Annotated in this window: 14 protein-coding genes; 9 read left to right on the top strand and 5 right to left on the bottom strand. The window is 34.8% G+C overall.

What is annotated here, in order from left to right:
- Positions 1-371 precede the first annotated feature (371 nt).
- Together ggt and AVL50_RS14140 are read right to left on the bottom strand one after the other, a co-directional pair.
- Positions 372-2093 carry a gamma-glutamyltransferase gene (ggt, locus tag AVL50_RS14145; protein ID WP_062617466.1) on the bottom strand — a complete coding sequence of 574 codons (1722 nt, stop codon included), beginning with the start codon at positions 2091-2093 and terminating at the stop codon, positions 372-374.
- Positions 2094-2176: 83 nt separating this feature from the next.
- A complete protein-coding gene (locus AVL50_RS14140) occupies positions 2177-3271 on the bottom strand; it encodes a hypothetical protein (RefSeq protein ID WP_062617139.1) in 1095 nt (364 codons plus the stop codon).
- Positions 3272-3333: 62 nt separating this feature from the next.
- On the opposite strand from AVL50_RS14140, the gene AVL50_RS14135 reads away from it, so the two are divergent.
- Both AVL50_RS14135 and AVL50_RS14130 read left to right on the top strand, forming a co-directional pair.
- Positions 3334-4329 (top strand): helix-turn-helix transcriptional regulator, encoded by a 996-nt coding sequence (locus AVL50_RS14135; protein WP_172826844.1) that lies wholly within the window; start codon positions 3334-3336, stop codon positions 4327-4329.
- A gap of 20 nt (positions 4330-4349) precedes the next feature.
- Positions 4350-5312, top strand: a complete 963-nt coding sequence (locus tag AVL50_RS14130; protein ID WP_062617137.1) for an NAD-dependent epimerase/dehydratase family protein — start codon at positions 4350-4352, stop codon at positions 5310-5312.
- Positions 5313-5403: 91 nt separating this feature from the next.
- Here the strand turns inward: AVL50_RS14130 and AVL50_RS14125 are convergent, their stop codons facing one another.
- Positions 5404-5604: a hypothetical protein gene (locus AVL50_RS14125; RefSeq protein WP_062617136.1), complete on the bottom strand. Its 201-nt coding sequence runs from the start codon at positions 5602-5604 to the stop codon at positions 5404-5406.
- A 63-nt stretch (positions 5605-5667) separates the two neighbouring features.
- Entirely contained in the window at positions 5668-6813 is a 1146-nt protein-coding gene (locus AVL50_RS14120) for a hypothetical protein (protein WP_062617135.1), read from the bottom strand.
- A 358-nt stretch (positions 6814-7171) separates the two neighbouring features.
- Here AVL50_RS14120 and AVL50_RS14115 point away from each other — a divergent pair, with 358 nt between their 5' ends.
- The 5 genes from AVL50_RS14115 to AVL50_RS14095 all read left to right on the top strand — a co-directional run bounded on the left by AVL50_RS14115 (position 7172) and on the right by AVL50_RS14095 (position 13527).
- Positions 7172-7720 (top strand): RNA polymerase sigma-70 factor, encoded by a 549-nt coding sequence (locus AVL50_RS14115; RefSeq protein ID WP_172826843.1) that lies wholly within the window; start codon positions 7172-7174, stop codon positions 7718-7720.
- A 46-nt stretch (positions 7721-7766) separates the two neighbouring features.
- Positions 7767-8765 carry a FecR family protein gene (locus tag AVL50_RS14110; RefSeq protein ID WP_062617133.1) on the top strand — a complete coding sequence of 333 codons (999 nt, stop codon included), beginning with the start codon at positions 7767-7769 and terminating at the stop codon, positions 8763-8765.
- A complete protein-coding gene (locus AVL50_RS14105; protein WP_062617132.1) occupies positions 8765-10699 on the top strand; it encodes an STN domain-containing protein in 1935 nt (644 codons plus the stop codon). Before AVL50_RS14110 ends, AVL50_RS14105 begins: the two co-directional genes overlap by 1 nt.
- Before the next feature lie 125 nt (positions 10700-10824).
- Entirely contained in the window at positions 10825-11577 is a 753-nt protein-coding gene (locus AVL50_RS14100) for a hypothetical protein (RefSeq protein ID WP_063850731.1), read from the top strand.
- A 543-nt stretch (positions 11578-12120) separates the two neighbouring features.
- The gene (locus AVL50_RS14095; RefSeq protein ID WP_082795816.1) at positions 12121-13527 is read left to right on the top strand and encodes a PP2C family protein-serine/threonine phosphatase; all 1407 of its coding nucleotides are present in this window, start codon (positions 12121-12123) and stop codon (positions 13525-13527) included.
- A gap of 111 nt (positions 13528-13638) precedes the next feature.
- Here the strand turns inward: AVL50_RS14095 and AVL50_RS14090 are convergent, their stop codons facing one another.
- The gene (locus AVL50_RS14090) at positions 13639-14268 is read right to left on the bottom strand and encodes a hypothetical protein (RefSeq protein WP_062617129.1); all 630 of its coding nucleotides are present in this window, start codon (positions 14266-14268) and stop codon (positions 13639-13641) included.
- Between the two features lie 355 nt (positions 14269-14623).
- Between AVL50_RS14090 and rplS the strand changes: the two genes are divergently transcribed.
- Positions 14624-14977 (top strand): 50S ribosomal protein L19, encoded by a 354-nt coding sequence (gene rplS, locus AVL50_RS14085; protein ID WP_062617465.1) that lies wholly within the window; start codon positions 14624-14626, stop codon positions 14975-14977.
- A gap of 136 nt (positions 14978-15113) precedes the next feature.
- The gene (locus AVL50_RS14080) at positions 15114-15857 is read left to right on the top strand and encodes a UDP-2,3-diacylglucosamine diphosphatase (protein WP_062617128.1); all 744 of its coding nucleotides are present in this window, start codon (positions 15114-15116) and stop codon (positions 15855-15857) included.
- Positions 15858-15878: the final 21 nt, after the last annotated feature.

The following is a 15878-nucleotide window of genomic DNA, read 5'->3' as shown; positions in this document are numbered from 1 at the left end:
GATGTGTACGGTGGGTAGTGTACGGATAAGTTTGACTGAATAAAAGTGGGTTTGTAATAAGAGATGTTCCAAACATGCTCACCTAAATGATTTTAAACTCGCTAAAGCTCAAACAAGAAAATCATTTTTAACGGCTCAATCCATGAAATTCTTCACACTTTTCTCTTCAAGGCCGGGGTAGCACTACCAAACTAATATAGCAGTATATCCAATGGCGCAAATGTTAAGCGTAAGCGTCATTTGTGCCCTGCAGATCATCAGAAATCTCCTGATTTCTAAATATCGTATAAATAAATACTAAACTTAGATTACAGTGTAATTAGTGATCCTCAAGAAATTCTGTAGTCATGATATTAAACGTGAAGAGATTACTAATACCCCGCAGCTTGTCCATCCTTTCTACTCTCACTTGCTCCATGATATACTTTTTTGATATCATCCCAAAGGATAGCCTGATAGCCACCATAAGCACCTCTTGTAAAACCAACTTGATGTCCTCGGTCCATTAATCCTCTCACTGTTTCATAAGGGATACCAGATTCCACTCTGATCATTCCTTTATTTTCAGTGGTTTCACCTGTAGGAGAGGCACCGCCAGTGTGGTCCCAGCGTGGAGCATCGCCAGCTTCTTGTAGGTTCATGCCGAAGTCAATTAAGTTCATTACAATTTGAGTATGCCCTTGAGGTTGGAAATCACCACCCATTACACCAAAAGAAACATACGGCTTGCCGTCTTTAGTGATAAATGCAGGAATAATGGTGTGGAATGGTCTTTTGCCTGGTTCGTAAGTGTTAGCTTGCCCCTCAGTTAGAGAGAATAACTCACCACGGTCTTGGAGCATAAATCCTAGTTTTGGAGGTACCATACCTGATCCCATTCCTCTATAGTTGGATTGGATCAGTGAAACCATATTTCCTTCTTTATCGGCAACGGTCATATAAATAGTTTCGCCGGCACTGATTTTTCCTGCTTCATAAGTAGAAGCTCTTTTGCCAATTTCCTTACTTCTCTCAATCGCATATTTTTCAGAAAGTAAAGTAGACAAAGGCACATCATAAAAATCCATGTCTGCATAATATTTGGCTCTGTCTTCAAAAGCTAATTTTTTGGCTTCTGTAAAAAGGTGGAGATGTTCTGCACTGCCGAAAGGAATTTTAGAAAAATCATATTGCTCCAAAATCTTCAGCATCTGAAGTGCCGCTATTCCTTGACCATTTGGAGGAAGTTCCCAAACATCATAGCCTCTATAATTAATCGAAACAGGATCTAACCACTCTGAATGATGAGCTTCAAGGTCTTTCTTGCTTAAAAATCCACCTTGTTCCTTTATGAAAGTACCAATTGTTTTGGCGATTTCACCTGTATAAAAAGCATCTCTTCCACCTTCCGCAATTTTTCTATAAGTATTGGCTAAGTAGGGGTTTTTATAGATTTCGCCCTCATTGGGTAGCGTACCTCCATTTTGGCTGATGTAAGTATCTTCTATATTCGGAAAGCCTTTTGCTTGATACCTCGGAATAGACTTCTGCATATACCATGCAATCAGTTCTGTCAGAGGGAAACCACTTTCAGCGTAATTGATGGCAGGAGTTAGAATTTCCTTCATCTCCATAGTTCCGAATTTTTTATGCATTTCAAACCATCCGTCCACAGTACCCGGTACGCTGACAGGTAAAGGCCCTAAGGCAGGAATCTTTGAATAGTTATTCTTTTTGAGATACTCTAAAGTCAATTTTTTAGGTGACCTGCCACTTCCATTCAAAGCGTAAAGTTTCTGTGTTTTAGCGTCCCATATAATGGCGAAAATATCACCACCAATACCACAGCCTGTAGGTTCCATCAACCCAAGTGCGGCATTAGATGCAATGGCGGCGTCTATGGCATTTCCTCCTTTTTTCAGAATATCCAATCCAACCTGAGTTGCTAGAGGATGAGAAGTGGCCACCATGCCGTTTTGTGCCAAAACCTCTGAACGAGTTGCAAAGGTTCTGCCTGTTACTCTGTCTTGTGCATCAATATAAAATGAATGAAGTAGTAATAGCCCTGTTAATAAAAGGGGTATAAAGTGTGTTTTGAAGTACAGTTTTCTCATAATAATTGAATTGATATTAAATACTTTTGTTTTAGTACTCATAAGTTAAAAAACAAAATCAATGGAGAGGGCGGATACAATGATTATTGCATATATCCCAACAATAAACTTTGTAGGTCCTCAATTGTTTCTAACTCATTTAATTGTGTCTGTAATTGTTGCTGTTTCAGTTTTTCACTTTCTCTTAGATGTACGGCTTCTCTTTCAATACCACTTCCAGATTTACCGACAAAAAGATTATAGATATAATGTTCTTTTGGACCTCCAATGATTTCACTTTTTTCCGCTTCCAAATCCTTCAATTGCTTTTCTAGAAGTTGTAGTAGTTTCTCTGATTCATCTTCTTTAAATTCAATTTTTTCCTCTGAAAAATGAGTGCTATACAAATCAAGCAAAGTTGTAATATCCTCTTTATTCTTTGCTTCAGTAATGATAGACATTAAATGATGTCTTTCCTCTTTTTCTTGCTCTTCCTTCACTAGGTCAGGGTGAAATTTCTTTGCTAGTTTTTTATAAAGAGAATGAACGGAAGTATAGTTGATTGTTGTTTTCTCTCTAATTTCAGCTTTTTGAATTGCCTCTTTTTGGAGTTTCTGCTTTTGTTTACTGAACAGATAAGGTTGTATTTTTTTGTCAAAAAGAATTTGAATTTGATGTTCATCATCTATCATACTTTCCCAGTCTTCCTCAGAAAGCAAGTGCTCTATTTGTTCAGCGCCAGCCAGTAATGTCAATTGCTTTTTGATTTGCTCTATCCTTTCTTTTCTCTTTTGTGATTTGGTTTTCTTAGTAGAAGTATTTTCAGCAACCATTTGAAAATCGGGAATGAGCTGATCAAATTTCAATGTTTTTCTAAAAGGAGATTGCAATCCTTCCACAAGGTAGTGCTGTACTAATAATTGAAACAGCTGATGGTTTTTATTGGTCAGTTTTGCCTCTTTTCCTAAAAAAAGCAACCGTTCAATATAATTATACAATACCTCAAATCTTACCGCTGATACTTCTTCTAAATGTTGCTGATAAGCTGTTTTCATTAAGTTGACTTCTTTGACTAACAGCGAGTTCCTTTTTTTCTTTTTTTGAACCTCAAACCATAGTTTCGTCAATTTATCCTCATTTGTTTTTGCCTTTTTCTTAGGTTTTCCTTTCCTGATTTTAGTAAATGAGATTAATTTCATGGTTTGTGACTATTTTTGACAACATTAAACTTAGTCCTAAAAATAGAAATTACTGTTGCCGAATGACAATAAATGAAGATAAAATAATCAATGTAGACCATGATGATGAGATTTCCTTTCCTAATAAAATCGCCGTAATGGCGGGAACTACTTTTAATGGGAAAAGGATCAATTCAAAATCACAGTATGGACATATAGACTATCATTTTTTTACTTTACTGAATGATATTCAGATTATAGTACACGACTGTATCATTGAAAAAGAGGTGGGAGTTCGTCATCATCCGAAAAAGGATGCTGATTTTATTTATATCATGCTTTTGAGAGAAGGGAATATCACACATATCTATGAATCTGATTCAAAAATTGAAGTCTTTGGGCCAGGAAAGCAACGAGGAGTGATGATTTCTAACTTAAGGAAGTCTGTGATTAATTATGGAGCTGAAGGTACGCATTCACAGTGGGTCACATTAATGATTAAGAAGAACTTACTGGATGATTATTTCGGTGATCGTTTTCAAGAGATTAAAGAGTTGATTCATAACCCGGAACCGTGGCTGTTTTTTGAATCACATACTTATGAGATTGCTACTGCCTTAGATAAAGTTTTTGAAGCTGAAAGAGAAAGTATTTCCTATAAGTCCATTGTCTACAGCCAGGCTATTTTTATACTAGGACAAATTTTTGAGTTTTTGACAAAGCGTGATGTGGATGACGTTAAAAAGCTAGATTCTTTTGATACCGAACGTCTTTTTTCTATCCGTGAATTTATCTCGAATGACCTTTCCAATCCTCCTTCATTAGAGTTAATCTGTGATGAGTTTGGTATCAGCCGTTCAAAATTGATTAGAGATTTTAAAGCTGAATTTGGAAAGCCCCTTTATCAATTTTACACACAATTAAGAATGGATGAAGCACGAAATATGTTGATCCATCAAAAAATGACCGTTACTGAGGTTTCACAAGAATTAGGTTTTAAAGGAATTTCTAAATTTTCAGATGCCTTCAAAAAACATTATGGAATGTCACCGAAAGTAATGATTGAACTGAAAAGTTAATCATAATCTGATACCAAACTATGATAGCCTTAACAGGAGCCACCGGACATGTAGGGTATGTGTTGCATCGATATCTTCAAAAGGAAAATTTTGACCATAAAGTACTTGTAAGGTCAAAGACCAATAGACTTCAAGGGGTGGAGCAAATTGTAGGCGATTTGACTCATCAACATAGTCTTCAACAGTTTGTGAATAAAGTAGATACAGTTATCCACAGTGCCGCAGTGGTTTACCCCAGGTATGGAGAGTGTCAAGATGTCTATAATGTTAACTATATCTGCTCTAAAAATCTGTTTGATTTGGCTAAAAAGGCAGGTGTAAAGCACTTCATTTTTATTAGTTCAATTCATAGTATGGAAGTTCCTTCGGATGGAGTGTTTGATGAATCTGCTCGATTAGTGGAAGATAAAACGATAAGTTATGACTATTCCAAAGCACAAATGGAGCGTTATTTAAATCAGCAAGAAGGAATGAAAATTACAATTCTAAATCCAACATCAATTATTGGAAGCGGGGATTTTTATTTCAATGGCTTCAATCAACTTTTTCGTTTAATTCATTCTTACAAGCTCCCAATGTTAACACAAGGAGGCTTTGATGTTGTGGATGTTAAGGATGTCGTAAAAAGTTGTATTTTTGCTGTACGAAATGAAGTAGAAGGAAAATATATTTTGGGTAATACTTATTATTCTATCCCTGAAATTGCAAAAATGTATGGAAATATCTCACAAAAGTTAATAACTCCTATTGAGTTATCAACATCTGTTATGAAAATGTTGGCAACTTTTACTGATTTTGTGGACAAGTTTTCAAAATCACCGCTTCCAACTAACTCATATTCAATTAATACACTTTTAGAACTTAAAAATCCTATTTCTCATCAAAAAGCAGTGAATAACCTTGATTTTAATCCAAAAGTTATTCACAATTCTTTGCAAGATATTCACAAATGGATTGAAAATGAGGAGTTTATCATAGACTAATTTGGAGTTTATTCACAATCATGTGAGTCGTTTGGTGATTAACTCCCTCATAATCTTTATATTACCACTGTTTTGTTCATTTTGAGTTCATCTAACCTTTTGAAATTGAATTATTTAAGGTTTTTAGTAAAATTGCACAATTGTAATCCCTGTTATTTTGAAGAGAAGATTCAATTTTCTGATTTAGAGCTTGGTAATTTTTTTCGAATAATTCCTGATCAAAAAGTGTGTGATTGATCAGTGCAATTTGAAAAGCTTCAATAAAGCCTCTTTTCTGTGTTACCTTTTTCATTTTTAATAGATAGTATATTGAATGATAAGGGAACCTTGGCAGTTCCCTCGTTGATAATTTACCCTAGAATGTATAATTGATACCTAAGTTGAAACCTACCCAAACTGCTTGTGTATTTGTTTCATTAAATTCTTGATGGATCATTGTTTCTGACGGAAGTGTCAACGTTCCAAAACTTCCGTTATCACTGCTTCTTACTTCAGAATAATAACCATTCAGTGAAGGGCCACCTACTACAGCAATGTGGTCATTGATTTTATAATGATAATTGAGGTCTAATTTACCCATCATATTTATTTTATTGTCTGAATCAATTTTATCTGCTCCTTGATAAGGTAAATAATGATTTGCAGTCAAATCAATGGCCAATTGATGTCTACCATTTCTAGAAAGGTTTCTCAATGTACCAAAACCTAAACCTACACTGTGATTTGTTGTGGTAGATACATAATCGGGAGTGTATCCGTATTTGAAAATCGTATAGAAGTCAGTTGTACCCATTTTGTAGCTTAAGCTAGCCACATTAATTTCTCCCGCTGTCAGTTCAATAGCATAGTAACCGTTTTTCACTATATTGATTAAACCAATTGGAGTGCCTTTCTCTACATTTTTGCTGATGTTAATTACGCCGAATTGTACACCTGATAAAGTATCTGCGATATTGACTACACCAGTTTGAAGACCATTTACCTTCTGAAGTCCCACGTTTACAACACCTACTTGTGCACCACTAACATTTCCTTTTGTGAAGTTACTGACACCTGATACCACAACTCCATTTTGATTTCCCAAAGTAACGTTGCCTACGCCTCCAAATTGAAAACCTGTACTATTTTCTTTTGAAGCATTGGCAATCCCTGCAATTTGTACCCCTTTACTATTTCCGTGAGTGGCATTGAAGAGACCTGCAAACTGAGCACCTTTGACATCACCTTTTGTGGCATTAAAACCACCGGCAAATTGTCCACCTGTCACATTACCTTTATTGTAAGCTCCAAAACCGCTTAATTCTCCACCTTTAACGCCAGCGTTGGCACCGAATAATATATTGAACGAAGCAGTATTTTCTACATTTATGTTTGAGCCGTTAGAAGAGATGGGGTAGACAAAAGCTACACTTGCTTTCTTTTTTATAACTTCTTCTTCTTGTCCTAATGCTATGTGATAAAGACTTAATAAAGCAACGATTGATAACAGTATTTTTTTCATTTTGTTTTTAAAATTAAGTTTAGTGTTTTGCTCTTTTGCTGAGCTTCGATATAATGACGCTTGAAGAAGAAAATACCCCTATTGGCAAATGAAAAAAGATTGATTTTTTTTGATAATAGCTGTTTTTACTATTGAAAAAGGTGTTTTTTTCTGTTTTAAGAATGATTTTGATTTGAAAAACTTACTTTTGAATGGGTCTTCCATTAAAAATCAAATCATGAAGCCCAAATTAGAATGAGACCAAAAGTTTCAATAGCATTCTTCCTAAAAAGAGAGTAATAATTCCACAGTTTAGGGAATAGTTGCATATTTGTAATCAAGGTGAGTGTTTAATATCCCACTTAACAAAAACTATATTTTGGTAGAAGAGATCATTACAAAAGATAAATTTGAAAAGCTGTTTAGAGAGCAATATCCAAAGCTATGTGCATTTGCCAATACGTTCCTGAAAGATATTCAAGCCTCGGAAGATGTGGTGCATGATATCCTTTTCAAGTTATGGGAAAATAGAAAAACGTTGCAGATTGATATTTCTATCGAAGCTTATTTGTATAGGGCCGTGAGAAACAAATCGTTGAATGTTATAAGGCATATTGAAGTCAAAGAACAATATAAAACTTATAATGAGGAGGCAATTAATGATGCTTCTAAAAACGATTCGGATACATTGGAAAGCAGTGAACTGGATCTGAAAATTCGTGAAAGTATTGACAGTATGCCGGAGAAAAGGAAGGAAATATTTCAACTTTCTCGTTTTGAGGGCTTAAAATATGCTGAAATTTCAAAGAAGCTTAATATCAGTGTAAAAACGGTAGAAAATCAGATGTCTTCAGCATTGAAGTATTTGAGATCTGAGCTCACAGGTTTCTTTACAGTGTTAATTCTGTTTTTTTTGAAAAATTTCTAGACTTCGAATAGGGGTAATAATAAAGTGACGTGTCATATCAGTGATTATGGAGAAATATAATAACATAGATGAAGTTTTACTTACAAAATACCTTCTCAATGAAACGACTGAAGAGGAGGGGAAAGAGGTAAAACTTTGGATCGATTATTCAGCTGAAAATAAGGCTACTTTCGAATCCTTTCAGAAGGTTTGGGAGGCCAGTCTTTCTGCATCTATACCTGAAGTAAGTGTGGATGTGGATAAGGCTTGGAATAGAATGAATACAGCCATTGATACAGCTGAAGATAAAACGAAGGTGGTTCAGTTTACACCTTGGAAAAGAATTGCTTCTTCCGTAGCCGCTATTGTTTTACTGGCGGTTGGTATCAATTTTTATGTCTCAAAAGAGGAAAGTGTTGATAATACTTTTGTAGCGGTAGAGGTTTACAAAGTGGATCTTCCAGAAATGACAACTTTAAAAGATGGGTCAGCTATTTCTATTAATGCTAATTCTACATTGTCTGTGGCTTCATTTGATGCAAACAGCAGAGAAGTGACGTTGGACGGGGAAGCTTATTTTGAGATTGCACATGATGAATCTAAGCCATTCATTGTACATACTGCAAAAGGCGATATTACGGTATTGGGCACCAAATTCAACGTAAAAGCGACTGCTGAAGACGTGACAGTGACAGTGACAGAAGGGCTTGTGAAATTAGAGGCTTCTACTACTGAAGAAAACAGTTTTGTTTTGCTGGAGAAAAATACTGAAGGCTCAATTGATGTTGAAAATAACGCTCCGTTCAAGGAAGAGAATGTTTCAATGAATAATTTATTCTGGAAAACAAAAGCTTTGAACTTTCATAATGCATCTTTTGCAAAAGTGATCTCTACTTTAGAAAATGCTTATAAAGTAGACATAAATGTCAATAGAGAAAGCTTGAATAAGAAAAAGCTGACAGTGGACTTTAAAGATAATAGTATCGAAGAAGTCTTTGAGATTTTACAGGCCACATTAAATTTACAGGTTCAAAAAACAGGTGATAAAGCCTATTACATCGATTAATGAAATACCGATTATACATTTTATTTTTTTTACTGTCAGTAATAATTTCAAATACATACGCTAACAAATTTGATGGTGGTGATGTACTGCAGCGTATCATCAGTATAGACATAAAAAAACAATCATTGGAAGCGGCCTTGGATGAAATCAAAAATCAAGGTGGCTTCTCTTTTTCTTATAATCCTTCCATTCTTGATTTAGGAAAGGAAGTGACTTTTAAAGGTCAGAATGTAACAGTGAAAGCCGTATTGACGAATATTTTAGGCTACGATTATGAATTCAAACAGATTGGTACACATGTTATTATTCGTGAAGCTTTTTCTCTGACCATTAGGCCTATTGACCAAAGGAAAAGAAAAACACGTGAGGAATTACAACGTCTAAAGGAAAATATCTTGCTGAAAGGTAGAGTTGTGGATGATTCTACTGGTGTTGGTCTTGAAAACGTGGTAGTCTATGATGAGACCCAGAAAGTATTAACTCTTACTGACAGTATGGGCTATTATGCTTTAAATGTACCATTGGAGAGAATGCAGAAAGGTGTTTATTTCCGTAACCGTGGTTATTATGATACAATGGTGCAGTTCAATCCTGCTGATGATGAAAATGAGGTGGTCTACAATGTAGGCCTTTCGCCACATTACAAGAACTCTAACCTGATTGATTTTGATTTGGCTTCTTTAACAGAAGGGCAGAATCCTCATCAGTTGAATGTTGTAAAAACATTTGTACCGAAAAAAGTAGATATTATTTCCAATAGCATTGAATATGTGGAGAGGAGAACAGCGCAGTTCACATTGGTACCTTTCTTAAGTAATAATAATTTTCTTGGAGGTTCTTATGTTAACCGTATTTCATTTAATACGCTTTTAGGTTATTCTGCAGGAGTAGACAGAGGTGTTGAAATTGGTGGTTTGGCCAATATTAACCGCTTCCATATGAAAGGGGCACAGGTTGGAGGATTGACCAATATTGTGGGTGGTGATGTGGCAGGAGCTCAAGTAGGAGGAATTGTGAATTATAATTTAGGCAAGGTAAATGGTGTTCAAGTTGGAGGTATTACTAACATTGTAGCAGATTCGGTGATTGGGTTGCAAGTTGGCGGTATCAGTAATATTGTTAGAGAAAATGTAAGAGGACTGCAAGTTGGTGGTATAACAAGTACTACAAGAACTTCTATAGAAGGGTTGCAGTTGAGTGGAATTTATAGCTATTCGAAAGAAGTCCGTGGAGGTCAAATCAGTGGTATACTCAATACCAATCAACGTGATATTAAAGGGCTTCAATTGGCAGGGATAGCCAATTATACTCAAGATATTATTGGGTGGCAAGTGGCCGGAATCTTTAATCATACATCTCATGAAATCAAAGGTGTACAATTGGCAGGTATTTATAATTATGCAGACACCCTCAAGGGAGTACAGATTGGTCTTATCAATGTTGCGGTAGATGGAAAGAAAGGCGTGCCAATTGGTTTGTTCAGCTATTATAAAAATGGTTATCATTCTATTAGTTATCATTTGGATGAATTCAGTATGATGAACATTTCTTTTCAAACAGGAACAAGGAAAATATATAATTACTACCGAGCAGGTGTCAGCACGTTCACTCCAGATTATTTAGATGGCTATCAGGGTTATCACATGGGATTAGGTTTTGGGTCTTATTTAGCAAAACGCCTATTGACTGAAATAGGTGTTCATGGTAACTATAATTCCAATACTTCTGAATTTGAACATACTTATGTCAGATGGAGTTTGATGTACGAACAGCCAATATGGAAGGGAATTTCTCTGACTGCGGGTCCATCAGTGAATTATGACCCTTTCCTCAGAAATAACGAATATGTAACTCCACCATCATTTTATTCAGAGCAAACAGATATTGGACACTTTTGGTTAAGTGGTACTGTTGGTATTAGGTTTTCTTGGTAAGAAAATATTAAATTGACTTAGTACTTAAACTGAATTATTGGTTGTTAAATGAAGAGAGAGGAAGCTTGAAAGCTAGTGGGAATTTAGTTTATAACACGCTTGATAAACACTCTAACTTTTTTGTGATGAATCAACAATTGTTTGAAATAATAGGATGGATTTGGATCAATATAGCCTTAATCACATTTTGTATACTCTTTTTCTTTAAAGTTGTAGCACCATTTGGCCGTCATACTCGATCTGATTGGGGGCCGGTGCTTTCAAACTCATGGGGATGGTTTATTATGGAAATCATTTCAATCATCGGATTGTGGAGTGGTTTTCTGATTACAGGAGGAATGCAGTCTCCTTTGATTGCAAAAGTTGCAATGGTATTTTGGACGTTGCACTACATTAACCGCACTTTTATTTTCCCCTTCCGAATGCCGAACAAAAAGAAAAAAATGCCATTGGTTATTGTCGGTTCAGCAGTGTTTTTCAATAGTATAAATGGTACGCTTAATGGTATTTTTTTGGGTCAGGGCTGGTTTTATTTTTCGTTTCCATTATTTGTTGCTGGAATGCTTTTGTTTGGAATTGGAATGTATATCAATATCAAATCTGATAATATACTTTTGAATTTGAGGAAACCTGGAGAAACACATTATGTTATACCCAAAGGATTTTTATTTAAGTATTTAAGCTCTCCAAATCTCTTTGGTGAAATCATAGAATGGACAGGTTTTTTCTTGATGGTGCCGAGTGTAGCAAGTTTGAGTTTTCTGGCTTGGACATTGGCCAATCTAGTTCCAAGAGCGAGAGATCATCATGAATGGTATTTAAAAACTTTTAAAAGTTACCCATTAAACAAAAAGATACTTATTCCTAAGATTTGGTAATCGATATAGCATTGAATAGCCGTTTTTAACGGATGAAGCTCCTTTAATGAAACATTTATAGTTTGATGAAAGGAGCTTTTTTTACACCTGTGTACATTGTTAAGAAACATTAGCGCTCTAAAGTATTGTGAATCAATGAAAATATATTCCTTTGCAGCGGAATCAAGCTTTCAGGAATTATATAATATTTCATCGACTTCACTTTTGTGGTTTTATATGCTGCAAAATCAAACTTATAAACTAACTAATTTTTATTAAGTACTAAGTACTAAGCCAAAAATAGATGATAACTAATTCTGAATTATTTTTTGTGAGTACAACGCTAAAAAACGTATTAATAGTTCTATTAAAAGTTTTTTGAAGGAAGTAATCGCAAAACAATAAATAGAGTTAGTATTAGATAATTTTGAATTTGTACTTAAAAGTGACTTCCTTTCAATTCAAAAAGATTGATGTGTGATGGTCAGAAATGTTGTATGATGTACTCAAAAGATTGAAAAATTATTTATCAGGCTACATTAAACACTACGTTTTTTTAATTAAATGAATAATCAAAATAACTTTTTGGCTACGAAGTTAAAGCTCATCTTTTACATGCTGATCGGTTTTATCGTTGTAGATATTCCATTGGGACTACATAGGGAAGCAATAATGCTTGGAGTTCATGCTTTGATTTACGCTCCAATGCTTTATATTCCTTACAATAAAAAACTTAAAAATTATATACTTCATGTATATATAACCATTATTGTACTTTCTTTCTGTATTGTACAGGGAGGTGTTTTTTCACCTGTTATTTACTTTTTCTTGTCTCCAATTATGTCGGCTTACCTTTCCTTTGGGGCTAAAGTTGGGAGATATTTTGCTACAGCGGCATTTGTATGTATTGTTACACTTTTTGTGATTGGAATTTTAGGTTTGAATCCATTCCCTCCGCTAGATGTCGGCAATATTAATATCCACATCTTCACCTTTGCCATTATTATGGGTGTAGGAATGGATGTACTTATTACAATCACAAATTATAATAAGTTGCGTGATGAAGCAGAAAAGATTTTAACAGACCATCAAAATGAAATCTTACAGCAAGAGGAAGAACTGAAACAGCAACAGGAAGAAATTATTGCGATTCAGGAGCAGGAAATCAAAAATGAAAAACGTGAGAAGCAACAGTACGAATCGGACAAGATAAAAGCAGAAAATAGTTTAGAAGCCATTAAAACAAGTATTGAATATGCTTCTAAAATACAGTTGAACACCCTTCCTTCGGATAAAATTTTAAAAGACTATTTTGCAGAATATTATATCTATTACCAGCCAAAAGATACTGTTGGCGGAGATTATTATTATGTAAATAATTTTATGGGAACAACGATCGTCGCAATGATAGATTGTTATAACCAAGGTCTGACAGGTATGCTATTGGGAACTGTGATTACTTCTTACCTTGACACACTTCAAAGACTTCCTTCTAGTCCTACAGAGTTGATTTATGAACTGCACCAATACATAAGAGATAACTTTAATTATTACAGCAACCTTAATGAAAGAGGCTGTAATATGTCAATTGTTTATATTGAAGATCATCATATCATTTACTCTGGAGCTAGCGGAATTGGTTATATCGTCAATGAAAATGGTATCATGCCACTGAAAAGCTCTGACAGATCAATTGGTAAAACAGTAACTGCTAAAGCATCGATTCCTTATAAAGACTATGAATATGATATTTCTTCTGATGACGTGATTATTTTGTCTACAGATGGTTTTGTAAATCATAAAACGAAGAAAGGAAAAGTTGTAGGACATGATACGTTAGAAGGATTGATCAAAGGTTTTTATAATGGATATCATGAGTCTTGGAAAGAAAGTTTTGAGAAATACATTACAGAAAATTTTGCCAAAGAGCAAGAAGATGACATAACCGTTCTTTGCTTTAATCTGACTTAAGTAAGATGTGATGACATTTTAGCTATTTTGGTAAGGAATTCCATAAAATCGAAAACACCCTTCTGCAATAATGACTGCAAAAGGGTGTTTTTTATTAGGAAAAGCGTTTAGTTATGTATTGTGGTGACTTTCCCAATTTTTTATATCCGTAATATTATCTGTTTTTTCGAAGAGGAGATGTACAAGTGCATGGATTTTAAAGTCAATATTTTCCATATTTCTCTGTATGATACGTAAAGAAGCATCAACATCATTGGTGTCATCAAACTCTTGTTTGAGCAGTTCAATGAGCCCCAGAGAGGTGGTAACCTGTCCGCGGATATCATGCGAAATCATATCTAACGCTTTATTGAGCCTTTGATTGTTGTTTTTCATATCTCTGATATAAGAGTAAGTTTCTGACTCGTCATTATAGATGTTCAAAATCAGATCATTACCTATTTTCTTCAGTTTATTGGCTCTATAGAGGATTTTTCCATCCGGTTTTTCATAGGCACGGAAAGGGATTGTCATTTCTTCATTTTTTAGAAAGACTTCCTCCAATTGTTCAATCAATCCAAAGGCAATTAACTCAGGATAAATATCATGAAGGTATTTTCCTAAGTGATTTAAATCAAAGTTGTCCAATAAAACACCTACTTTATTGATGTAGTAGATCTTGAATTTATTGGGGGCGATTCGTTGGTAAGCGGCTACGCCTAACGTAAAATCATCATATAGTTTGAGTAGGTCATTTTCCATAGTATTAAAGGGTTCGGCGTGTTCAGTTTGTATTATGTGTGCAGACTATCTTGGTATTATTTACTTGGGTAATAATGTAATGATAAATGAATAGTACTATAATTTACAGAAATTATACAACTATCTACTTGTGATGTAAGTATTTATGTGTTTTTGTAAATAAAATTAAATGAATTTAACATTACGTACATTTAACTTACTCAAAAAATGGCAAAAGTCTGATTTTTACGCTCTTATTGTCAATATACCTAAACCTCAGTATTTTAATCAGAAAAAAGAAGAGGATAGTTTCTTTATAACAATATTCTTTATACCTTTGCAACTCGAAAATTTTTGTACGATAAATCTTATCACAATGGATTTAATTAAAAAAGTTGAAAAGGATTTCTCATCTAACATGGAGAGACATCCCGCTTTCGGCGCAGGAGATACAATCGAAGTATACGTAAAAATTAAAGAAGGTAACAAGGAGCGTGTTCAAAAGTTCCAAGGTACTGTAATCCAACGCCGTAACAAAGGTAGTTTGGGAGAAACTTTTACTGTACGTAAAATCTCAAGTGGAATTGGTGTAGAGCGTATCTTCCCATTAAACTCTCCAAACATCGAGAAAATCGAAGTGTTGAGAAAAGGTAAAGTAAGAAGAGCAAGATTATTCTACTTACGTGGTCGTTATGGTAAGGCTGCTAAAGTTAGAGAGAAAAGATTCTAATCTTTTATCTTGGCTTTTTACCAAAGAAATACAAAACCGACTTTCTATTACAGAGAGTCGGTTTTTTTGTTAGAAGAATGACATTTTAAGGATCAATCATTCTTCCTACTTAATGCTTAATTCTTAACTTTGAAGCATGGGTAAAGTATATTTCGCTTCTGATTTCCATTTGGGAACACCTACATTAGAAGAAAGTCAAAAAAGAGAAAAAAAGATCTGCCGTTGGCTGGATATGGCCGCTAAAGATGCTGAACATATATATTTAATAGGAGACCTGTTTGATTTCTGGTTCGAATACCGTTTTGCTATTCCAAAGGGCTTTTTAAGGTTTCAAGGAAAGTTAGCGGAGTTAGTTGATAAAGGTATCAAGATTTCAATTTTCACGGGAAACCATGATATGTGGATGTTTGATTATTTTGAAAAGGAATTGGGCATCAAAATTATCAGAGAACCTATTGACGTAGAAATCTACGGCAAAAAGTTCCATATCGGTCATGGCGATGGTTTAGGTCCAGGTGATTACAGTTATAAATTTCTGAAGAAGGTATTTGCCAATAAGCTTTGCCAGTGGCTATTTGGTTTCTTGCATCCTACTATCGGTATTGGTATTGCCTCTACTTGGTCCAGGCACAGCAGAGCTTCTGGAGCTAAAAAGGAACACGGCTTTATCAGTAATGAGAAAGAGATCATATGGGTGTATTGTCAAGAACAACAGGCTGAAAAGTACAGAGATTATTATATCTTTGGTCATAGACACTTGCCACTTGAATTGGATTTAGATCAAGGAGGGAAGTATATCAACACAGGTGAATGGCTCTCTTATGATACATATGCAACATTTGACGGAGAAAAAGTGGAACTGCTTACTTATAAAGAGTAGTTTATTTCTTTTTGTATTCCT

The sequence above is a fragment of the Flammeovirga sp. SJP92 genome (genome assembly GCF_001583495.1).
Classification (GTDB): domain Bacteria; phylum Bacteroidota; class Bacteroidia; order Cytophagales; family Flammeovirgaceae; genus Flammeovirga.
The sequence above is the reverse complement of the archived record's forward strand: the minus strand, read 5'-3'. Positions and strand labels throughout refer to the sequence as shown.